The 20,150-nt window shown below is 72.3% G+C and carries 19 protein-coding genes and 2 tRNA genes; 6 read left to right on the forward strand and 15 right to left on the reverse strand.

From position 1 onward, the window contains the following. Positions 1-815 precede the first annotated feature (815 nt). Together ABD944_RS25930 and ABD944_RS25935 are read left to right on the forward strand one after the other, a co-directional pair. Complete coding sequence (locus tag ABD944_RS25930) at positions 816-1,787, forward strand: ATP-binding cassette domain-containing protein (RefSeq protein ID WP_345180786.1); 972 nt, start codon at positions 816-818, stop codon at positions 1,785-1,787. A gap of 1 nt (position 1,788) precedes the next feature. Next, positions 1,789-2,610, forward strand: a complete 822-nt coding sequence (locus ABD944_RS25935) for an ABC transporter permease (protein ID WP_345180789.1) — start codon at positions 1,789-1,791, stop codon at positions 2,608-2,610. 100 nt (positions 2,611-2,710) lie between these two features. On the opposite strand, the gene ABD944_RS25940 is transcribed toward ABD944_RS25935, so the two are convergent. Continuing rightward, positions 2,711-5,935: an ATP-binding protein gene (locus ABD944_RS25940; protein WP_345180793.1), complete on the reverse strand. Its 3,225-nt coding sequence runs from the start codon at positions 5,933-5,935 to the stop codon at positions 2,711-2,713. A 67-nt stretch (positions 5,936-6,002) separates the two neighbouring features. Between ABD944_RS25940 and ABD944_RS25945 the strand changes: the two genes are divergently transcribed. From ABD944_RS25945 to ABD944_RS25955, 3 genes are read left to right on the forward strand one after another with little or no spacing between them, the layout of a single operon-like run. Then, positions 6,003-6,260 (forward strand): DUF7218 family protein, encoded by a 258-nt coding sequence (locus ABD944_RS25945; RefSeq protein WP_345180795.1) that lies wholly within the window; start codon positions 6,003-6,005, stop codon positions 6,258-6,260. Positions 6,261-6,318: 58 nt separating this feature from the next. Then, entirely contained in the window at positions 6,319-6,828 is a 510-nt protein-coding gene (locus ABD944_RS25950) for a DUF1360 domain-containing protein (protein ID WP_345180798.1), read from the forward strand. A 48-nt stretch (positions 6,829-6,876) separates the two neighbouring features. After that, positions 6,877-7,977: a baeRF2 domain-containing protein gene (locus ABD944_RS25955; protein ID WP_345180800.1), complete on the forward strand. Its 1,101-nt coding sequence runs from the start codon at positions 6,877-6,879 to the stop codon at positions 7,975-7,977. A gap of 47 nt (positions 7,978-8,024) precedes the next feature. Here ABD944_RS25955 and ABD944_RS25960 read toward each other — a convergent pair. From ABD944_RS25960 to ABD944_RS25995, 8 genes are all read right to left on the reverse strand, one after another. Then, positions 8,025-8,097, reverse strand: a tRNA-Ala gene (locus tag ABD944_RS25960). Positions 8,098-8,181: 84 nt separating this feature from the next. Next, on the reverse strand, positions 8,182-8,577 hold the full coding sequence (locus tag ABD944_RS25965; protein ID WP_345180802.1) for a hypothetical protein: 396 nt from the start codon (positions 8,575-8,577) through the stop codon (positions 8,182-8,184). 113 nt (positions 8,578-8,690) lie between these two features. Beyond that, the gene (locus ABD944_RS25970; protein ID WP_345180804.1) at positions 8,691-8,882 is read right to left on the reverse strand and encodes a hypothetical protein; all 192 of its coding nucleotides are present in this window, start codon (positions 8,880-8,882) and stop codon (positions 8,691-8,693) included. A gap of 321 nt (positions 8,883-9,203) precedes the next feature. Continuing rightward, a tRNA-Ala gene (locus tag ABD944_RS25975) sits at positions 9,204-9,276 on the reverse strand. A 75-nt stretch (positions 9,277-9,351) separates the two neighbouring features. Beyond that, positions 9,352-10,014: a histidine phosphatase family protein gene (locus ABD944_RS25980; protein WP_345180807.1), complete on the reverse strand. Its 663-nt coding sequence runs from the start codon at positions 10,012-10,014 to the stop codon at positions 9,352-9,354. Beyond that, positions 10,007-10,420 (reverse strand): ribosome silencing factor, encoded by a 414-nt coding sequence (gene rsfS, locus ABD944_RS25985; protein ID WP_345180809.1) that lies wholly within the window; start codon positions 10,418-10,420, stop codon positions 10,007-10,009. Before rsfS ends, ABD944_RS25980 begins: the two co-directional genes overlap by 8 nt. Before the next feature lie 144 nt (positions 10,421-10,564). After that, a complete protein-coding gene (gene nadD / locus ABD944_RS25990; RefSeq protein ID WP_345180812.1) occupies positions 10,565-11,164 on the reverse strand; it encodes a nicotinate-nucleotide adenylyltransferase in 600 nt (199 codons plus the stop codon). A gap of 52 nt (positions 11,165-11,216) precedes the next feature. Further along, the gene (locus tag ABD944_RS25995) at positions 11,217-12,503 is read right to left on the reverse strand and encodes a phenylacetate--CoA ligase family protein (protein WP_345180814.1); all 1,287 of its coding nucleotides are present in this window, start codon (positions 12,501-12,503) and stop codon (positions 11,217-11,219) included. 91 nt (positions 12,504-12,594) lie between these two features. On the opposite strand from ABD944_RS25995, the gene ABD944_RS26000 reads away from it, so the two are divergent. Then, positions 12,595-13,629, forward strand: coding sequence for a M48 family metallopeptidase (locus ABD944_RS26000; RefSeq protein ID WP_345180816.1), 1,035 nt, complete (start codon positions 12,595-12,597; stop codon positions 13,627-13,629). A gap of 52 nt (positions 13,630-13,681) precedes the next feature. On the opposite strand, the gene ABD944_RS26005 is transcribed toward ABD944_RS26000, so the two are convergent. The 6 genes from ABD944_RS26005 to rplU form a co-directional block, all read right to left on the reverse strand. Further along, on the reverse strand, positions 13,682-15,436 hold the full coding sequence (locus ABD944_RS26005) for a TIGR03767 family metallophosphoesterase (protein WP_345180818.1): 1,755 nt from the start codon (positions 15,434-15,436) through the stop codon (positions 13,682-13,684). Positions 15,437-15,500: 64 nt separating this feature from the next. Continuing rightward, positions 15,501-16,760: a glutamate-5-semialdehyde dehydrogenase gene (locus tag ABD944_RS26010; RefSeq protein WP_345180821.1), complete on the reverse strand. Its 1,260-nt coding sequence runs from the start codon at positions 16,758-16,760 to the stop codon at positions 15,501-15,503. 13 nt (positions 16,761-16,773) lie between these two features. Then, positions 16,774-17,880, reverse strand: coding sequence for a glutamate 5-kinase (gene proB / locus ABD944_RS26015; RefSeq protein WP_345180823.1), 1,107 nt, complete (start codon positions 17,878-17,880; stop codon positions 16,774-16,776). Positions 17,881-17,942: 62 nt separating this feature from the next. Further along, positions 17,943-19,340: a GTPase ObgE gene (gene obgE, locus ABD944_RS26020; RefSeq protein ID WP_345180825.1), complete on the reverse strand. Its 1,398-nt coding sequence runs from the start codon at positions 19,338-19,340 to the stop codon at positions 17,943-17,945. 95 nt (positions 19,341-19,435) lie between these two features. Continuing rightward, on the reverse strand, positions 19,436-19,693 hold the full coding sequence (gene rpmA / locus ABD944_RS26025) for a 50S ribosomal protein L27 (protein WP_067640985.1): 258 nt from the start codon (positions 19,691-19,693) through the stop codon (positions 19,436-19,438). Positions 19,694-19,707: 14 nt separating this feature from the next. After that, on the reverse strand, positions 19,708-20,025 hold the full coding sequence (rplU, locus tag ABD944_RS26030; protein WP_179836635.1) for a 50S ribosomal protein L21: 318 nt from the start codon (positions 20,023-20,025) through the stop codon (positions 19,708-19,710). Positions 20,026-20,150: the final 125 nt, after the last annotated feature.

Raw genomic sequence — 20,150 nt, forward strand, 5'->3', positions numbered from 1 at the left:
GTGTTAAGCACGCCGCCAGCGTTCGTCCTGAGCCAGGATCAAACTCTCCATCAAGGTCCAACGACCAGCCAGGGGGCGAACCCCGACCAGCCAAACCTCAGGAAACAATCCCAGCATCACCATCCCCCACAAAGAGGGACAGCATTGCCTCAAAGAAATCCCCACCACCTCCGAAGAGATGGCACGGGGCGACCCGGTCGAAAAAGACCGGGCCGATAAAGGCACTGGCTTTTAACACGCTGTTGAGTTCTCAAGAAACGGACACCCACCGCGCCGACCCCCGCTCTCGCGGACCCCGGCTCCGGGGCAACCCTGCTAACTTACCAGGCTCATCCTCGTTGTCAAGTCGATCTGCGAAGATCTTTTTGCCCGTCGAAGGTGTGCCCGTCCCCCACGCGACGACACGACACCAAGCCAGAGACTCGGAGAGATCGTTCCGTGGGAGGCGCCCTGCGGGCCGGCCACCTTGCGGCGTCCTGCATCCCGTCCGGGCTTGTCCTTCAAGAGTACCCCGGTGCGCAGAACGCTGCGAACCGTTTTCCTCTGTCAGTGTCCCCCGGGGCCGTCCGCCTGTCGGCGTCCCGCATCCCCTTGGGGCACCACAGAGATTAGGCAGCCTCGGAGGGCCCGTCAAATCGGGACCGGCCACCTGTTCGTCCCTTCACCGAAACTCCCAGGTCACGCGCGGTTCAAGTCACCGGCGTCACCGGCCCGTCAGCGTCACGTCAGCGTCCGCGCACCGGTGTCCGCGTGGCGTCAGCGACGTGGCCCACGGTGGTGACCGTCACAGCGAAAGAACTACGGGAGGCACTCAGATGGACGATGTGATCCGCGCGGAGGGGCTGCGGAAACGGTTCGGGGACACGAAGGCCTTGGACGGAGTGGACATCGCGGCCCGCAGGGGGACGGTGCTCGGGGTCCTCGGACCGAACGGTGCGGGCAAGACCACCGCGGTGCGCGTGCTGGCGACGTTGCTGAAGCCGGACGCCGGACGCGCCGAGGTGGGCGGGTTCGACGTGGTCAAGGACGCGGTGCGCGTCCGGGCGAAGATCGGGCTGACCGGGCAGTACGCGTCGGTGGACGAGGAGCTGACCGGCTTCGAGAACCTCGTGATGATCGCCCGGCTGCTGGACTTCGGCCGCGCCGAGGCGAAGGCGCGGGCGCGGCGGCTGCTCGACCGGTTCCGGCTCACCGACGCGAGCGGCCGCGCCGTGAAGACGTACTCCGGCGGGATGCGCCGGCGGCTGGACCTGGCGGCGAGCCTGATCAACCACCCGGAGATCATCTTCCTGGACGAGCCGACGACCGGCCTGGACCCGCGGGCGCGCAACGAGGTCTGGGACACGGTCCGGGAGGTCGTCGCCGAGGGGGCGACGGTGCTGCTGACCACGCAGTACCTGGAGGAGGCCGACGCGCTCGCCGACCGGATCGCGGTGTTCGACCAGGGGCGGGTCATCGCGGAGGGCACCTCCGACGATCTGAAGGGGCGGATCGGGCGGCGCACGCTGGTGGTCCGGGCGGCCGAGCCGTTCCGCGCGGCGCAGCTCGCCGCGATCGTGGCGGAGCTGACCGGGGAGCGTCCGGAGGTCCAGGAGGCCGCGGGTCTGGTCACGGCGCCCGTGCACGATCCGCGCCTGCTGTCGGTTCTGGTGCGGCGGCTGGACGAGGCGTCCATCGTGGCGTCCGAGCTGGCGTTGCGGATGCCGAGCCTCGACGAGGTGTTCCTCACACTGACGGGCCACCACGCCGAAGAACCCACGCCCGAACTCGTTCCCGAGGGAGCCTGACATGACCGCCATCACCGTTGACAGCCGTCCGTCCGCCGCAGAACCGCCCGCGCGCATCAGCATGAGAAGGACGTTGCGGCACGGCCTGACGCTGGCGTGGCGCAACGTCTCCCAGTTGAAGCACTCGCCCGAGAAGCTGCTGGACACGACGCTGATGCCGATCGTGTTCCTGCTGCTGTTCCTGTACGTGTTCGGTGGCGCGGTGGCCGGCGACACGCATTCGTACCTGCAGCAGCTGCTTCCGGGGCTCGTCGCGCAGATGGCGATGTTCGCCACGATGGGGCTCGGGACGGCGCTGAACGAGGACATCCACAAGGGCGTGTTCGACCGGTTCCGGAGCCTGCCGATCGCTCGTTCGGCGCCGCTGCTCGGGACCGTGCTCGGCGACACGGTCCGGTTCATCACCGTGATGACGGTGCTCGTGGCCTTCGGGTCGGTCCTCGGTTTCCGGTTCCACACCGATCCGCTGTCGGTGATCGCGGCGTTCGCGCTGGCCTACGTCTTCTATCTGGCCGTCTGCTGGATCTCCGTGCTCGTGGGGCTGGTCGCGCCGACGCCGGAGACGGTGCAGGGGCTCGCGTTCATCTGGGTGATGCCCCTGACGTTCGGCAGCAGCATCCTCGTGCCGGACACGTCCACGATGCCGGGCTGGCTGGAGGCGTGGACGAAGGTCAACCCGATCACGCACCTGGCGGAGTCGGTGCGCGCGCTCACCGTCGGCGGCCCCGTCGGCAACCACGTCTGGTACACGCTCGCCTGGGCGGCGGGGATCGTCGTCGTCACGTTCCCGCTGGCCATGCGCATGTACTCGCGGAGGGCCTGACGTCCGGCCTCGCCTCCGAACGCGCGTCGCCCCGGGAGAGTCGGTCTCCGGGGCGACGCGCCTTTCCGGTGCCGAACGACCGCCCGGAGAGCGCATGCGATCAGAGCAAGGTGACCAGTCCGTCCGCCTGGTCGAAGACGTCGTCCCGGGTGACCCGCCGCCCGCGCTCGTACGCGGCGGTGAACGCCTCCTCGCCGAGGACGCCGCGGACGAGCGACAGAGTCCGGCCGACGTCGTAGCTCCCCGCGTCGCCGTAGCCGCGCAGGTTGTGCGCCGTGCCCAGCAGCTCGGCGGCGCGCGCGTGCTTCCCACGCGCGGCGGCGTAGGCGGCGACGCCCTCGACGACGTCCGCCACGGTCGGGTTTCCCAGCAGCACGTCGTTCTGCAGATCGCTCAGCGCCTGGACGTGCCAGCGCTTCGCGGCCTCCAGGTCGCCGTCCTCCTCCGCGAGGCAGCCGAGGCGGCTGTGCGTCTTGCGGACGGCCTGCGCGAAGTCAGGACGATGCCCGCGCGACTGGACCCACGCGCACGCGCGATCGGCATGAAGGCGCGCGGCCCCGCGGTCACCCTCCTGCAAGGCGAGCTCGCACAGCAGAAGAGACGAGGTCGCGGCTTCGGCGAACTCGCCGACCCGCTCGGCCTGCGCCATGGCCTGTTCGAGGTCGCTGTGGGCGCGCGCGATATCGCCCCGCCGGGCGCGCACCCGTGCGAGGTGGGCGAGCAGCGTGGCGCCCTGCTCGGGACTGACTCCGCCCGTGACGTAGCCGTACGCCTCCTCGCCGAGGCGGAGCGCCTCCGTCAGGTCGCCGCGCGCCACGGCGGCCTGCATCATGCCGCTCAGCGCGACGATCATTCCGAACCGGTCGCCCAGCTCGCGGAACCGCGCGTAGCCGTCGGCGGCCTGCTCGGCGGCGTCGTCGATCTGGCCGGTGTTGATGCCCATGTGCCCGAGGATGACGCGGACGACGGCCCGCACCCACGGGTCGGCGTGCTCCCGGATGCGGTGGAGGCTGCGCCGGATCCCCTCGACGTCGCCGCCGAACATGGCGGCCCCGGTCTCGGCGAGCGCGAGCACGGGATGCGCGGGCGACCCGGGGACGACGCTCAGGGTCCTCTTCACCGCCGCCTGCATCGACTCCCTCGTCGGCCCGGCCACATCGGTCAGCTCGGTCACGAGGGTGGCGAAGACGACGCACAGCGCGTACGCCTCCTCCAGGCCGGGAGGCGCGGCGCCGCCCGCCATGTCGCGGACGACGACCGTCCACCCGCCCGACTCCCGCTCCATGTCGCGCAGGATCCAGAACCACACCAGCCCGGCCACGAGCCGCAGGGCCGACTCGACGTCGCCGGTCTCGGTGACGTGCCGGAACACGACGCTGAAGTTCTCGCGCTCGGCGGCCAGGCGGGCGGACCAGACCAGCTGGTCGTGGCGGCGCAGCTCCGGCTCGGCCCGCTCGGCGAACTCGACCATGTAGGCGGCGTGCGCGTCGCGGACGCGGCGGGTCTCGCCGGCCTCCTCCAGCCGCTCCCCCGCGTAGACGCGGACGGTCTCCAGCAGCCGGTAGCGGACCTCGGCGTCGCCGTCGGCGATCACCAGTGACTTGTCGATGAGCGCGGCGATCACGTCGATGACGTCCCGCGGGTCGGGGGCGTCCGGAGCGTCGAGGCCGCACACGCGGACGGCGGCGTCCGGCGTGGCGCCGCCGGCGAACACCGAGAGGCGGCGCAGGACGGTGCGCTCCTCCTCGTCCAGCAGATCCCAGCTCCAGTCGACGACGGCGCGCAGGGTCCGGTGCCGGGGCAGGGCGGTGCGGCTGCCGCCGGTCAGCAGCCGGAACCGGTCGCCGAGGCGGGCCGCGACCTGTCCGGGGGTGAGGGAGCGCAGCCGGGCGGCGGCCAGCTCGATCGCGAGCGGGATCCCGTCGAGCTCGCGGCAGATCGCGACCACGTCGGCGACGCTGCCCGCGTCGACGGCGAAGCCGGGACGGACGGCGGCGGCGCGGTCGGCGAACAGGCGGACCGAGGCGTAGCCGAGGGCGTCGGCCGGGTCGGCGGCGTCCTCGGTCGGCAGCGGGAGGGACGGCACCGGGCACAGCGACTCGCCGGTGATGCCGAGCGGTTCGCGGCTGGTCGCGAGGACGCGGACGCCGTCGGCGTGCGCGACGACGTGGTCGACGAGCCGCGCGACGGCGTCGATGAGGTGCTCGCAGTTGTCGAGGACGAGCACGGTCCGCTTGGCGGCGAGGAAGTCGGTGAGCCGTTCGAGGGGCCGCACCGCCACGCGGGTCTCGGCGGGGCGGACGGTCTCGGGGACCGCGAGCGCCGACAGCACCGCGTGCACGACGTCGCCCGGGTCGCTGACCGGGGCGAGCGGGACGAACCACACGCCGTCCGGCATCTCGTCGACGAGGGCGGCGGCGCTCTCCCCCGCCAGCCGCGTCTTGCCGGCGCCGCCGGGGCCGGTGAGGGTGACCAGGCGGGTCTCGCGGAGCAGCTTGCCGACCCGCTGCGACTCCTCCTCCCGGCCGACGAAGCTGGTGAGCTGGGCGGGCAGGTTGGTGCGCGCGGGCCGCGGGGCGGCGGGCGCGGGCTCGGTCGGCGGGGCCGCCGCCTCGCGCCGGAGGATCGACAGGTGGACGGCGGCCAGCTCCGGGGACGGGTCGACGCCGAGCCGGTCGGCGAGGGCGCGCCGCGTCTCCTCGTACACCTCCAGGGCGTCGGCCTGGCGTCCCGCCGCGTAGAGGGCGCGCATCAACTGGCCGCGCAGCCGCTCGCGCAGCGGGTGCGCGGCGGCGAGGGGCTCCAGTTCGGCGACGGGCGGGACGGGGAGCCCGGCGGCGATCTGGGCGTCGACGCGGTCCTCCACGGCGGCGAGCCGCAGTTCCTCCAGCCGCGCGATGGTCGGGAAGGCGAAATCGCTGTCGGCGACGTCGGCGAGGGCGGGTCCGCGCCAGAGGGCGAGCGCCGTGCGCAGGCCCTCGGCCCGCGCGCAGGGGTCCTGCTCCGCGCGGGCGGCGGAGACGCCGCGCTCGAACGCGACCGCGTCGATCTCGGCGGGGTCGATCCCGAGCCGGTAGCCGGCCGGGCCGTGCTCGACGATGTCGCGCCCGGCGACGCCGCGCAGCCGGGAAACGAGCGCCTGGAGCGCGTTCCCGCCGGGCGGGGCGCCCTCCCACAGGTCGTCGAGCAGCCGCTCGGCCGACACGGGACGGCCCGCCTCGGCCGCCAGCCGCACGAGGAGGGCCCGCAGCCTGCGGCCGGCGACCTCGACGGGCCGCGCCGCCCCGTCCCGCACGTCGAGCGGTCCCAGGATGCCGATGCGCACGATGGCCCCCTTCCCGGGAGCCATTGTCCCCGATGTGTGGATCCCGCGAGCCGGGTACGGATTCCCTATGCCCAGAGCACAGATCAAGGACGAGAAGAAGTACCAGGAGCTCCGCGACAAGGGCGAGAGCAAGGAGAAGGCGGCGCGGATCGCCAACGCGTCCGCGAACCAGGGCGAGAAGACGATCGGCCGCAAGGGCGGCAAGAGCCCCTCCTACGACGACTGGACGAAGGACGACCTCCTCAAGCGCGCCCGCGAGATCGGTGTCGAGGGCCGCTCCTCGATGACCAAGTCGGAGCTGGTCAAGGCGCTGCGCGACCACTAGAGACGCCCCGCCGAGGACGGCGAGCCGCGCACTCGTCCCCCCGAACGAAGGAGAGCCCATGAACGCGGTCGTCGACACCGCGCGCAAGCAGAAGGAGGAGTACGCGGCCGGGGAGGACCGGCCACTCGGCTCGTACCTCGGCACGCTCGCCGTCTACGGCCTCACCACGGCGACGCTGGCGCTGCTCGGGCGCCGCCTCCGCGACCGCACCCCGGCGATCGGCCTCGCCGATCTGGCGCTGATGACGGTCACGACGCACAAGGCGTCCCGGCTGATCACCAAGGACCCGGTGACGAGCCCGCTGCGCGCCCCGTTCACCCGCTACTCGGGGACGGCCGGCCCGGCCGAGCTGTCCGAGGAGGTGCGGGGCAAGGGGGTCCGGCACGCCGTGGGCGAGCTGATCACGTGCCCGTTCTGCACCGCCCAGTGGGTGGCGACGGCGTACGCGGCGGGGCTGGTGTTCGCCCCGGACGCGACCCGGCTCGCCGGAGCCACGATGACCGCGGTCGCCGGGTCGGACTGGCTCCAGCTCGCCTACGCGCGGCTCCAGAAGTCCGCCGAGGGCTGACGTCCCAACCGAAACGTTTGTCACAGATACGGGGGGTACGGCCAACCCATGGATCTGGCATTCCTCAAAACGCTCTACCAACGGCCGGGACCGTACGCGTCGGTGTACGCCGACCTCACCCGGACCACCGAGGACGCGTCCAAGGCCGCGGAGCTGCGGTGGCGGGCGCTGCGCTCGGAACTGGAGGCCCAGCACACGCCGGACGCCACGCTCCGGGCGATCGAGCAGACCGTCCAGGACGACATGGCGCGGCGCCGCTCCGAAGGCATCGTGATCTTCGCGGCGGACGGTGAGGTCGTGCACAGCGACCGCCTCCCGGGCCCGCCCCGCGGCACGCGCGCCACCCTCGCCCCGCTCCCCGACGTCCTGCCCTACCTCGTCGAGCGCGGCGAGCGGTTCCCGCACCTGCTCGCGGTGGTCGACCGGCGCGGCGGCGTGATCGACTGCGTCACCGCCGACGGGAAGCACGAGCGCATCGACGTGGACGGGGACGAGGACTACCCCATCCGCAAGGTCAAGGCGGGCGACTGGAACCAGTCCCGGTTCCAGCGCTCCTCGGAGAACGTCTGGAAGCTCAACGCCAAGAAGGTCGCCCACGAGATCGACCGGGCCGCGGAGCGCTGCGGCGCCGAGGCCGTCGTGATCGCCGGCGACACCCGCGCCCGGACGGCCGTCCTGGAGGAGGTCTCGGACCACGTCCTGGAGCACACCGTCGAGGCCGACAAGAACACCACGGTCGACGACCCGGACCTCGACGCCGAACTGCGCCGCCTCCTGCAGCTGAAGTCGACCGAGCGCATCATGACCGTGGCGGCGCGCTTCGACAGGGAACTCGCCAACGGGCAGCGCGCCGTCTCCGGACTGGACGCGACGACGGAGGCCGTGCGGCAGGCCCGGGTGGAGACGCTCCTGCTGGCGGACGAACCGGATTCGCAGGCCCGCTTGTGGGTGGGCCCCGATCCGTCCCAGGTCGCCACCACCGCCGAGGAGCTGCGTGAGGAGTTCGGCGTCGCCGACCCCCGCGAGGTCCGCGCCGACGCCGCCCTGGTGCGAGCGGCCGCCGCGACGGACGGCGAACTCGTCGTCCTGCCCACGAACGGCCAGGCCCCCACTCTGCACGTGGGCGCCGTCCTGCGTTTCACGGCCTGAGAAACGAAAAGGAGTGGCGCCTTTGGCGACCACTCCTGAGTCGTTCGTGGAGCTATGGGGATTCGAACCCCAGACCTCCTCCATGCCATGGAGGCGCGCTACCAACTGCGCCATAGCCCCTCGCGAGGAAAAGCTTAGTGCACGTTGGGAGCGGTTGGGACGCGCGGGCCGCGGAGGGGCGACCCTCCGCGGCCGGCGCGCGGGTCAGGGCCTCTTCGAGGTGTAGACGTACCAGTGGTCGTTGACCGTCGGGACGTGGACGGTCAAGCTCTTGAGCCACTCGACCGAGCCGAGGGACGTGTCGCTCTCGACCTTCTTGCCGTTGTCGTCGGTGTACTCGGTGTGGACCTCGTTCGTGTACTTGTCCTTCTGATCCCTCTGCTGCTTCGCGATGGAGCACAGGGTCCGGCCGAGGTCGGGCTGGTTCGGGAGCAGCTTGAACGAGGACAGCACGTTGAGCGCCTCGGCGCAGTCGTCGACCTGGTTGGCCTCCGAGTCGGGCGGCGGAGCGGCCTGCACGGGAGCGGCCGCCGCCGCGACGGACGCTCCGGCGACCGCTGCGGCCAGCAGCATCCTCTTCCCGGTGAACCGGCTTCTCATGGGGTCAACCCTCATCTCGATCATGCATCGCCACGTGAGGGCCTTCCCGCATGATCGACAAGGTGAAGCGCGGGCGGAGGAAAGGTAGCCGCCGCCATGGTGAAGGCTTTGCGTCAGCCCCACCCGAGGCGTTCGCCGACCTCGTCGGGCGCGTAGCCCCGCTGCCCCCCGTCGCCGATCCAGACGATCCCGTCCGCCTGCGCAACGGCCCCGACGGCGTGCTCCTGCGGCATCCGCGGCTGGATGGCCAGCCGCACCTCGGCGCCCGGATCGAACCGGCGCAGCTCATCGATGAGGTCGGCCACGGTGACCTCCCGCGGAGCCCCCCTGCGGTGTCTTCCCATACCCCGCATGAAACCATCCCCCGCCCCCGCCCAGACCGCCCACAGCAAATCCACACCACCCCGCAGACGCCCAAGAACCTCAACCGAGAGGGGGCAAGGGCGAAGCCCCAAATCACCAGGAGCAAGCCACACCAACCCGCAGATGCCCAGGAACCTCAGCCGGGAGGGGGCGTGGGGGCGGAGCCCCCACATCGGGGGTCTGGGGGTCGCCCCCCAGGCAGACATGAAGAAGGGAGTCCCGGCCCACGCTTTCCGTGGGCACGGTCCTCCCAACTCCGTTCGTGGAGCTATGGGGATTCGAACCCCAGACCTCCTCCATGCCATGGAGGCGCGCTACCAACTGCGCCATAGCCCCGCCGCCGCGTGGACGTTCATCCCGCGGCGCCCAGCCAGTGTATAGGACGGCCGGGGCTGGTCTCGAATCGTTTGGTCAGGTGCCGGCGTCGGGGCGGTCGTCGCTGAGGACGGGTTCGGGGAGGGTGCCGGCGTTGTGTTCGGCGAGGCGCCAGCCGCCGTTGCGCATCTCGGTGATGACGGACCAGCAGCAGTTGGACAGGCCGCCGAGGCGCTCCCAGGTCTCTTCGGGGAGGCCGAGGAGGTGGGACATGCCGAGCCGGAGGGCGGCGCCGTGGGAAGCGACGACGAGCTGGCCGGTGGGCTCCAGTTCGTCGAGGGCGCGTTCGAGCGCGGAGCCGACCCGTTTGGCGACCTGGGCGCTGGTCTCGCCGCCGGGCGGCTGCCAGGCGGCGTGCTCGGCGGGGTAGCGTTCGCGGATCTCGCGGGAGGTGAGGCCTTCCCAGGCGCCGCCGTCGCGTTCGATGAGGTCGCGGTCGTAGCCGACGGGCAGTCCGGTGACCTCGGCGAGGGCCTGGGCGGTGTCGGCGGCGCGGCGCAGCGGCGAGGAGAGCAGCGCGGTGGGGCGGAGGCCGGCGAGGAGCCGGGCGGCGCGCTGGGCCTGGGCGACGCCCGTCTCGTCGAGAGGGATGTCGGTCTTGCCCTGGAAGCGGCGTTCGACGTTCCAGGCGGTCTGGCCGTGTCTCCAGAGGACGAGGCGGCGTCTGCCCGGTTCGCGGGCGGGGCGGGCGTCACTCACTCGGGCTCCCGACGGCGCGGGCGCGCTGGGCCTGGTGGGCGGTGACGCTCTCCGGCAGGGCGATGAGAGGGCAGTCTTTCCAGAGCCGTTCGAGGGCGTAGAACATGCGGTCTTCTTCGTGCTGGATGTGCACGATGATGTCGGCGTAGTCCAGCAGGACCCAGCGGCCCTCGCGTTCGCCCTCGCGGCGGACGGGCTTGGCCTCGGCCTCCTCGCGCAGGCGCTTCTCGACCTCGTCCACGATGGCGCGGACCTGGCGGTCGTTGGGGGCCGAGCAGAGCAGGAACGCGTCGGTGATGACGAGCTGCTCGCTCACGTCGTAGGCAAGAATGTCGTCGGCCAGCTTGTCGCCCGCCGCCTCGGCGGCGATCCGGACGAGCTGCGCCGCCCTCTCGGATGCGGTCACGATGCGCTCGCGATCCTCCCTGTAGGGGTCGTCTCCGCTCCCACCTTCTCATGGGCGGCGGACGATCGACCTCTTTGTTGTTGTTCGACCGCAATGGCAGATGCGGCCCCGTTCCCCGTCCAGAATATGTGGCCGCGGCGCCCGTCAGGCGGCGGCGCGGTAGAGCCCCCGCTTGTTGATGTACTGGACGATCCCGTCCGGGACGAGGTACCAGATGGGTTCGCCGCTGCCGACGCGTTCGCGGCACTCGGTGGAGGAGATCGACAGGGCGGGCACCTCCATGAGGGAGACGCGCCCGTCGGGCAGCCCGGGGTCGGCGAGCCGGTGGCCGGGGCGGGTGACGCCGACGAAATGGGCGAGTTCGAAGAGCTCGTCGGTGTCGTGCCAGGTGAGCATCTTCTCCAGCGCGTCCGCACCGGTGATGAAGAACAGGTCGGCGTCCGGACCCTGGATCTCGCGCATGTCGCGGAGCGTGTCGACGGTGTAGGTGGCGCCGGGCCGGTCGATGTCGACGCGGCTGACGGAGAAGCGCGGGTTGGACGCGGTGGCGATCACGGCCATGAGGTAGCGGTCCTCCGCGGCGGCGACCTTGCTCCCCTCCTTGTGGGCCGACAGGCCGGTGGGCACGAACACGACCTCGTCCAGGGAGAAGAAGTGCGCGACCTCGCTGGCGGCCACCAGGTGCCCGTGGTGGATCGGGTCGAACGTGCCGCCCATGATCCCCATGCGCCGCTTTTGCGTCATAGCGACGACAATAGCCAGCCGGTCCGCGTCCGGAACCTCCGCCCCCGGCGGCTCAGGCCAGGCCGGGCAGCGGCGGCCCGCCGTCCTCCCAGGTCACGACGCGGACGGCCTTGCCCACCTCCACCCTCGGCACGGTCCCCTCGGGCAGGACCGCGACCTCGGCGGTGAGGCCGAGCGTCTCGTACAGGGCGTGGACGAGCGCGGCCCGCGGATCGCCGGAGAGGGCCTCGCAGGCGACGATGAGCCGCGCGGTGGGGCTGCGCCGGTCCACGACGAGCTGGTAGTGCGGCCGGACGAGCCCGGAGCCGAGCAGGACCCGCTCGACCTCGCTCGGGTACACGTTCACGCCCCGGACGACGATCATGTCGTCGGCGCGGCCGAGGATCTTGCTCATCCGCACCAGGGTCCGTCCGCAGGCGCACTCGCCGCGGGTGAGGGACGCGATGTCGCCCGTCCGGTACCGCAGCAGCGGCAGCGCCTGCTTGGTCGGGGTGGTGAACACGAGCTCGCCCGGAACGCCGTCCTCGACGGGGACGCCGGTGGCGGGGTCGACGGCTTCCACGACGAAGTGGTCCTCGTTGACGTGCAGGCCGTCCTGCTCCAGGCACTCGGTGGCCACCCCGGGCCCGATGATCTCCGAGAGCCCGTAGACGTCCATCGCCTTGATCGGCAGGACGTCCTCGATGGCCGTGCGCAGCTCCTCCGACCACGGCTCGGCGCCGAAGAGCCCGGCCTTGAGCGACGTCGGCTCGACCCCGGCCTCGGCGACGGCCTCCCCCAGCCGCAGCGCGTACGCGGGGGTGCAGGTGAGGATGTCGGGACGGAGGTCGGCGAGCATGCGCACCTGCCGGTCGGTCATGCCGCCCGACATCGGCACCACGGTCGCGCCGAGCGCCACCGCGCCCTGGTGGATGCCGATCCCGCCGGTGAACAGCCCGTACCCGTAGGCGTTGTGGACGATGCTGCCCGGCGACGCCCCCGCGCACGACAGGGAGCGCGCGCACATCGCCGCCCACAGGTCGAGGTCGGCCCTGGTGTAGGCGACGAGCGTGGGGCGTCCCCGCGTCCCGCTGGACCCGTGCACGGCGGCGACCTGGTCGCGCGGCACGGCGAGCATCCCGAACGGGTAGTGGTCCCAGAGGTCCTGCTTGGTGGTGAACGGAAGGTCCCGCAGCCCCGCGAGCGTCACGTCGGCCCCGCGCCCGACCCCGGCCTCCCTGAGCCGCCGGCCCTGCACGCCGCCGGCGGCCAGGAGCCGGTCGACCAGCCCCCACACCCGGTGCCGCTGCAGCGCGGCGCGCTCGTCGAGGGACATCGCCTCGGCCTTCGGGTCGAACATGGCTGCCTCCCGGGCGCGGCCGGAGCCGGACGCGGCTCCCGCGGCGGGGAACCCTGCGGCAAAGTGGATCGTCGGAACTACCATGCCAGACATGACGGAGAACACACCGGATCGAGCACGTACGCGGTTCCCGGGGATCAGTTCCCGGGCCTACGAACACCCGGCGGACCGTTCGGCGCTCGTCGCGCTGCGCTCGCTCTCCGGGTTCGACGTCGTGCTGCGCAAGCTGTCGGGGCTGGTCAACGAGCGGTCGCTGCGGCTGATGTTCCTCGGCGGGACGGTGCGCGTCGGGGAGGACCAGTTCCGCCACATCTACGACATGGTCCGGGACGCCTCCTACATCCTGGACATGCCGGAGGTCCCCGAGCTCTACGTGCGGCAGGACCCGACGCCGAACGCGATGGCGCTCGGGTCCGACCACCCGTTCATCGTGCTGAACACCGGCCTGATCGACCTGCTGGACGAGGAGGAGCTGCGCTTCGTCGTCGGGCACGAGGTCGGGCACATCCTGTCCGGGCACGCGGTGTACCAGACGATGATGCAGATCCTGCTGCAGCTCGGGGCGCGGCTGGCGTGGCTGCCGCTCGGCAACGTCGGCATCGCGGCGATCATCATCGGGCTGCGGGAGTGGTTCCGGAAGGCGGAGCTGTCCTCGGACCGGGCCGGGCTGCTCGCCGGGCAGGACCTCGACGCGGCCAAGCGGGTGAACATGAAGCTCGCGGGCGGTACGCGGCTCGGCGAGATGAGCAGCGAGGCGTTCCTGCAGCAGGCGCGCGAGTACGACGCGGCCGGCGACGTGCGGGACGGGCTGCTGAAGTTCATGAACCTGCTCGGGCAGTCGCACCCGTTCGCGGTGATCCGGTTCGCCGAGATCGAGCAGTGGGCGCGCAGCGGCGAGTACGACCGCATCCTTGCCGGGGACTACGCCCGCCGGGAGGACGACGGCAACGCGTCGGTCCGCGACGGGATCAAGGAGGCCGCGCAGTCGTACCGCGAGTCGTGGGAGCGGACGGCCGACCCGTTCGTGGGCAAGGTCCGCGACATGGCCGACGCCGCGGCGGGGGCCGCCGGCGGGCTGTTCGACCGGTTCACCCGGCGCGACAACGGGCCCGCGTCCGGCAACTGACCGGGCTGAGCCAGGGCCGCCGCGACACGGACGCGGCGGCCCTTCGCCGTTCTCAGAAGGGGGCGGGGACGAGGAGTTCGACGTTGCGGTCGGCGGCCTCGCCGCGGCGGTTCTCGTCGCGGTCCTGCCAGTCGTTGCCCGACAGTTCGCGGGACAGCGACGCCAGCCCGGCCGGGTCGGTGAGGCGGCCGCCGTAGGAGGCGGGCCCGGCGGAGTCGAGGACCGTCGCGAACACCGAGAGGGTGCCGTCGCCGTTGTCGGCCAGCTCGACGATGCGGCTCTGCTGCGGGAAGTCGATGTGCGCGGCCGTGTTCACCTCCCAGAAGCCCCCGCCGCCCTTGCGCGCGTGCGGGATGACCTGGTTGCGGTGCGTGTGCCCGTTCACCCACAGGACGACGTTCGGGTAGCGCAGCAGGAGCGCCTCGACCTCGTCGCCGAGGACGCGGTCGCCGCCGAGGGGGTTCTCCAGCGAGCCGATGGGGTGGTGGCTGAACAGGACGAACAGCCGGTCCTTCACCGCGCGCTTCACGACCGTGCCGTCCGGGGCGATGGAGCGGCTGCTGCCCGCCTTCAGCTGCGCCTCCAGCCACGCGAGCTGCTTCCGGTCGAGCGAGCCCTCGGAGTAGCCGTTGGGGTTGACGGTGTCGAGGACGAGGCCGCGCACGACGCCCTTGTCGAAGGCGTAGTAGGCCGTTCCGTCGCGGAGGTTGGCGAGGGTGAAGCCGTGGCCGCGCAGGGACGCGGTGGTCTTGAAGTGCTCGGCGACGACCTCGGCGCGCGACAGCATGCGGCGGTCCGGGTCGGGGGTCACCGGGCGGAACAGGCCGCCCGCGCCGCCCTGCTCGCGGCTGAGGCGGACGAGTTCGGCGGCGTCGCCCCGGCTCATCATGCGGGCGAGGCGCTCGGCCTGGCCGGGGTCCGCCGGAGCGCCGATCTTGATGCCGCCGGTGGCGAGGCCGGAGACCAGCGGGTTGACCGGCAGGTTGCCCTGGACGAGCCCGTCGTGGTTGCCGAACGCGGCCAGCCACGGCGCGTCGAGCCCGGTCGCCTGGAACGGGCGGCGCGCGGCGTCGATCAGGCCGTGCACGCGCGGGAAGCCGTACCTGGTGGTCGGCAGGTCCGCCTGGGCGCCGGGCGGCGGGCCCTCGGGGTGCCAGAACGAGCGGTCGTAGGACGCCCAGTCCATGACGCCCTCGTAGCGGTTCGGGTCGCCGGAGTCGGGGCGGATGCGCCCGCCGTCCAGCAGGTCGATGATCCAGCGGAGCTCGTTGTACTGGACGTTGTCGGCGGCGTCGCCGGTGTTGATGGTGAAGGCGAGGCCGAGCCCGGTCGCCGGTCCGCGCCCGACCCGGTTCACCGCCCGCACCATGGCCTCGGCGACCTGCGTGGACAGGATCTCCTGCGGCCGGTAGGCGCCCTCGACCGGCAGGACGTCCAGGCCGTCCTTGAGCCGGTCGACGAACTCGACGCGGGCCGGGGACTGCGCGTCGACGATGTGGACGTCGGTGAGGTGGCCGAACGCCAGGACGCCGCGGCGGGTGGCGGCCCGCCGCGCGGAGGCGGCGCCGCCGAGGTCGCGGCGCAGCAGGTGCGGCTCACCCGGACCGGTGGTCACCTTGCGGTACCCGCCGGCGCCCGCGGCGCCGAGCAGGTAGGTCCGGTCGAGGGTGGTGCCGGCGGTGGGACCGCGCAGCGCGGGCGCCGCGGCGGCGGGACGGGCGGGGAAGGCCGCCAGTCCGGTGGTGGCGATCCCCGCGCCGAGGGCGGCGTCCCGCAGGACGCGGCGGCGGCTGTACTGACGAGTCACAATCGTGAATCAGACCACACCCGCACACGTGACATCAATGGCAAAAATGTCACAAATCCGGAGCTCAGCCGCGCACGTGCCCTTCCCCGGTCACCACGTACTTGGTGGACGTCAGCTCCGGCAGCCCCATCGGGCCGCGGGCGTGCAGCTTCTGCGTCGAGATGCCGATCTCCGCGCCGAACCCGAACTCCTCGCCGTCGGTGAAGCGCGTCGAGGCGTTCACCATCACGGCCGCCGAGTCGACCAGCGCGACGAACCGCTTCGCGGCCGGCTGGGAGGTCGTGACGATCGCCTCGGTGTGCCCCGAGCCGTACCGGCGGATGTGCGCGACGGCGTCGTCGAGGGAGTCGACCACGCGGGCGGCGATGTCGAGCGAGAGGTACTCGGCGTACCAGTCGTCCTCGGTCGCCTCCACGACGTTGGCGCCGAAGGAGCGGATCCGCTCGTCGCCGTGCACCGTGACACCGGCGCTCTCCAGCGCCTCCAGCGCGCGCGGGACGAACGTGTCGGCGATGTCGGCGTGCACGAGGAACGTCTCGGCGGCGTTGCACACCGAAGGACGCTGCGTCTTGGCGTTCAGGAGGATGTCCAGGGCCGTGTCGGCGTCGGCGGCGGCGTCCACGTACACCGCGCAGTTCCCGACGCCCGTCTCGATCACCGGGACGGTCGACTCCTCCACCACCGAGTTGATCAGCGACGCGCCGCCGCGCGGGATCAGCACGTCCACCAGGCCGCGCGCCCGCATCAGGTGCTTCACCGACTCGCGGGACGTGCCCGGGACGAGCTGCACCGCGTCCGGCGGGACCTCGGTGCCGGTGAGCGCGCCCTGCATCACCTCGACCAGCACCGTGTTGGAGTCGTACGCCGACGACGAGCCGCGCAGCATCGCCACGTTCCCGCTCTTGAGGCACAGCGCGGCGGCGTCCACGGTCACGTTCGGGCGGCCCTCGTAGATGATCCCGACGACGCCGAGCGGCACCCGCACCTGGCGCAGCTCCAGCCCGTTCGGCAGGACGTTCCCGCGGACCGTCTCCCCCACCGGGTCCGGCAGCGCGGCGACCTTCCGGACGGCGTCGGCGATCGCGGCGATCCGCTCCTCCGACAGGCTCAGCCGGTCGATCATGTACTCGGAGGTGCCGTTGCCGCGGGCCCGCGCGACGTCGGCCTCGTTCGCCTTGACGATCTCCGGGGCGGCGGTGACCAGGGCGTCTGCGATGCGGTTCAGTGCCGCGTCCTTCGCCGACCGCGGCAGCGGAGCCAGCCCGGCGGCGGCCTCCCTGGCGCGCCGCGCCACCCGCAGGAACTCCTCGCGCTCGTCGCTCATCAGCAGGCTCCCGTCATCGAAGTATCACCAGATGGTCGCGGTGGATTATCTCGCGTTCGTACTCGGCGCCCAGCTCACGGGCCAGCCAGCGCGTCGAGCGCCCCATCAGCTCGGGGATCTCGGACGCGTCGTAGTTCACCAGGCCGCGCGCGACGACCGTGCCGGCCGTGTCGCACAGGTCGACCGGGTCGCCCGCGGCGAAGTCGCCCTCGACGCCCGTCACCCCCGCCGGGAGCAGGGACTTGCGGCGCCGCACGACCGCTTCGATCGCGCCCGGGTCCAGCATGACGCGGCCCTGGCCCGTCGTCGCGTGCGCCAGCCACAGGTTGCGGGTCGACATCCGGCGGCCCTCGGCTGGGTGGAACAGCGTCCCGACCTGGTCGCCGGAAAGCGCGCGCGCCGCCGACGCGGCGTTGGTCAGCACGACGGGGATGCCCGCGATCCTCGCCGCCTCGACCTTGGTGACCATGCCGCCGGTGCCGACCCGCCCGGAGCCCCCGAGCTCGACGTCCCGGAGGTCGTCCGGGCCGCGCACGTCGTCGACGCGGCGGCTCCCGGGACGGCGCGGGTCGCCGGTGTAGAGGGCGTCCACGTCGGAGAGCAGGACCAGCGCGTCCGCGCGGATCAGGTGCGCGACCAGCGCGGCCAGCCGGTCGTTGTCGCCGAACCGGATCTCGTCGGTCGCGACGGTGTCGTTCTCGTTCACGATCGGCAGGACGCCCATGGCGAGCAGCTGCGCGAGGGTCCGCTGGGCGTTGCGGTGGTGCGAGCGGCGCATCATGTCGTCGGCGGTGAGCAGCACCTGCCCCACCGTCAGCGCGTAACGGGCGAACGAGGAGGTGTAGCGGGCGAACAGCAGGCCCTGCCCGACGCTCGCCGCCGCCTGCTGCGTCGCGAGGTCGGGCGGGCGGCGGGTCAGCCCGAGCGGGCCGAGCCCCGCCGCGATCGCGCCCGACGACACGAACACGATCTCGGTGCCCTCGCCGCGGCGCGCGGCGAGGACGTCGACCAGCGCGTCGACGCGGTTCACGTCGATCGTGCCCTGCGGCGTGGTCAGCGAGGACGAGCCCGCCTTCACCACGATCCGCCGCGCCTTCGCGACCGCCTCACGCCCACTCATGACTCAGCTCCGCTCACGCCACTGCTCTCTACGGGAACGTCCCCACGTCCCCGGCTGTTAGCTCAGGACCAGCCGCTCAGGCGGCGGTCGGTGCCGCGCGGGCCCGTCGTGCCCTCGCCCGCCGCGACCTCCGGCTCCCAGTCGAAGACGATCGAGTCGTCCATGGTGCCGATCAGGACCGTGGCGCCGGCGCTGGCGCCCGCCTGGGCGAGCGCGTCCTCCACCCCGAGCCGGGCGAGGCGGTCGCCGAGGTAGCCCACGGCCTCCTCGTTGGCGAAGTCGGTCTGGCGCAGCCACCGGACCGGCTTCGTGCCGGTGATCAGGTAGGTGTTGTCGCCGAGGGTCCTGACCTCGAAGTCGGTGTCCCCGCCGACCGGCTCCGGCCGGATGACGATGCGGGTGGGCTCCGCCGCCGGCAGCGAGGCGCGGTACTCCGACACCATCGCCGCCATCGCGAACGACAGCTCCCGCAGCCCCTCGTGCGACGCCGCCGACACCTCGAACACCCGCAGGCCCCGGGCCTCGAACTCCGGCCGCACCATCTCGGCGAGGTCGCGGCCGTCGGGCACGTCCACCTTGTTCAGGACGACGATGCGGGGGCGGTCCGACAGCGGGCGGTCGCCCAGCACCCGGTCGTAGGCCTGGAGCTCGCGCTCGATGACCTCGAAGTCGCTGACCGGGTCGCGGCCCGGCTCCATCGTCGCGCAGTCGAGGACGTGCGCGAGGGTGGAGGAGCGCTCGATGTGGCGGAGGAAGTCGAGACCGAGGCCGCGGCCCTCGCTGGCGCCCTCGATGAGGCCCGGCACGTCCGCGACCGTGAACGTCGTGTCGCCCGCGCTCACCACGCCGAGGTTCGGGATCAGCGTCGTGAACGGGTAGTCGGCGATCTTCGGCTTGGCGGCCGACAGCGCGGCGATCAGCGACGACTTGCCCGCGCTCGGGAACCCGACGAGCGCGACGTCGGCGACGCTCTTCAGTTCCAGGACGACGTCGCGCTCCTCGCCCGGCTCGCCGAGCAGCGCGAACCCGGGCGCCTTGCGCTTCGCCGTCGCCAGCGCCGCGTTCCCGAGACCGCCGCTGCCGCCCTTGGCGATCACGAACCGGGTGCCCTCGCCGACCAGGTCCGCGAGGACGGTGTCGCCCGACTTCACCACGGTGCCGTCGGGGACGGACAGGATCACGTCGTCGCCGTCCGCGCCCGTCCGCAGGCTGCCCTGGCCGGGCCTGCCGTTGCCCGCCTTGCGGTGCGGGCGCCGGTGGTATTCGAGGAGGCTCGCGGCGTTCGAGTCGACGACGAGGACGACGTCGCCGCCGCGCCCGCCGTTGGCGCCGTCAGGGCCGCCGAGCGGCTTGAACTTCTCCCGGTGGATCGAGGCGCAGCCGTTGCCGCCGTTGCCCGCCGCGACGTGCAGCACCACCCGGTCGACGAACTGCGCGCCCGATCCCGCTCCAGCGGCCACGGTGACTCTCCTCAGGAAAACCTTGGTAAGAACGGCGAAGGGGCGGACCGGAAACGGTCCGCCCCTTCGAACAAAAAGTCGCTGCCCCCGGCGGACTATTCCGCCGGCGGGACGACGCTCACCGCGTTGCGACCGCGGTAGCGGCGGAACTGCACCGCGCCCGCGACCAGCGCGAACAGCGTGTCGTCACCGCCGCGGCCGACGCCCGGGCCGGGGTGGAAGTGGGTGCCGCGCTGGCGGACGATGATCTCGCCGGCGTTGACGACCTGGCCGCCGAAGCGCTTCACACCGAGGCGCTGGGCGTTGGAGTCGCGACCGTTGCGGCTGGACGATGCGCCCTTCTTGTGTGCCATGAGACCGCTCTCCCTTACTTCTTGCCGGCCTTGATACCGGTGATCTTGACCTCGGTGTACGGCTGACGGTGACCCATCCGCCGCTTGTACCCGGTCTTGTTCCGGTAGTGCATGATGTTGATCTTGGGGCCCTTGACCGCGCCGAGGATCTCGGCGGTCACCTCGTAGCGGGCGAGGTCGGCCGTGCGGCTCACGACGTCGTCGCCGTCCACGACCAGCAGGGGCTGGAGCGTGATGGTCGACCCGACGTCACCGGCCAGCTTGTCGACGGTCAGCACGTCGTCGACGGCGACCTTTTCCTGCCTGCCGCCTGCGCGGACAATCGCGTACACCGCGGAAACCCTTCGTCTGCGCGCGCTTCCGGAGTGAACCGGTCCCACGCGTGGCTTACCAGCCCCCGGACGGGGGCCTACCCCCGGCACCGGGCCGAGGGCGGCACACCAGGAGGACCCTGGCG

Origin of the sequence: Actinomadura verrucosospora, from assembly GCF_039540335.1 — a bacterium.
Lineage (GTDB): Bacteria > Actinomycetota > Actinomycetes > Streptosporangiales > Streptosporangiaceae > Spirillospora > Spirillospora verrucosospora.

What these genes read in the sequence shown, in the direction of transcription:
- ABD944_RS25935 (WP_345180789.1), top strand. Translation starts at nt 1,789, where the DNA reads ATGACCGCCATCACCGTTGACAGCCGTCCGTCCGCCGCAGAACCGCCC.
- nadD (WP_345180812.1), bottom strand. Translation starts at nt 11,164, where the DNA reads ATGACGCAAAAGCGGCGCATGGGGATCATGGGCGGCACGTTCGACCCG.
- ABD944_RS26000 (WP_345180816.1), top strand. Translation starts at nt 12,595, where the DNA reads ATGACGGAGAACACACCGGATCGAGCACGTACGCGGTTCCCGGGGATC.
- ABD944_RS25995 (WP_345180814.1), bottom strand. Translation starts at nt 12,503, where the DNA reads ATGTTCGACCCGAAGGCCGAGGCGATGTCCCTCGACGAGCGCGCCGCG.
- ABD944_RS25955 (WP_345180800.1), top strand. Translation starts at nt 6,877, where the DNA reads ATGGATCTGGCATTCCTCAAAACGCTCTACCAACGGCCGGGACCGTAC.
- rpmA (WP_067640985.1), bottom strand. Translation starts at nt 19,693, where the DNA reads ATGGCACACAAGAAGGGCGCATCGTCCAGCCGCAACGGTCGCGACTCC.
- ABD944_RS26010 (WP_345180821.1), bottom strand. Translation starts at nt 16,760, where the DNA reads ATGAGCGACGAGCGCGAGGAGTTCCTGCGGGTGGCGCGGCGCGCCAGG.
- ABD944_RS25930 (WP_345180786.1), top strand. Translation starts at nt 816, where the DNA reads ATGGACGATGTGATCCGCGCGGAGGGGCTGCGGAAACGGTTCGGGGAC.
- proB (WP_345180823.1), bottom strand. Translation starts at nt 17,880, where the DNA reads ATGAGTGGGCGTGAGGCGGTCGCGAAGGCGCGGCGGATCGTGGTGAAG.
- ABD944_RS25965 (WP_345180802.1), bottom strand. Translation starts at nt 8,577, where the DNA reads ATGAGAAGCCGGTTCACCGGGAAGAGGATGCTGCTGGCCGCAGCGGTC.
- ABD944_RS25950 (WP_345180798.1), top strand. Translation starts at nt 6,319, where the DNA reads ATGAACGCGGTCGTCGACACCGCGCGCAAGCAGAAGGAGGAGTACGCG.
- ABD944_RS25945 (WP_345180795.1), top strand. Translation starts at nt 6,003, where the DNA reads ATGCCCAGAGCACAGATCAAGGACGAGAAGAAGTACCAGGAGCTCCGC.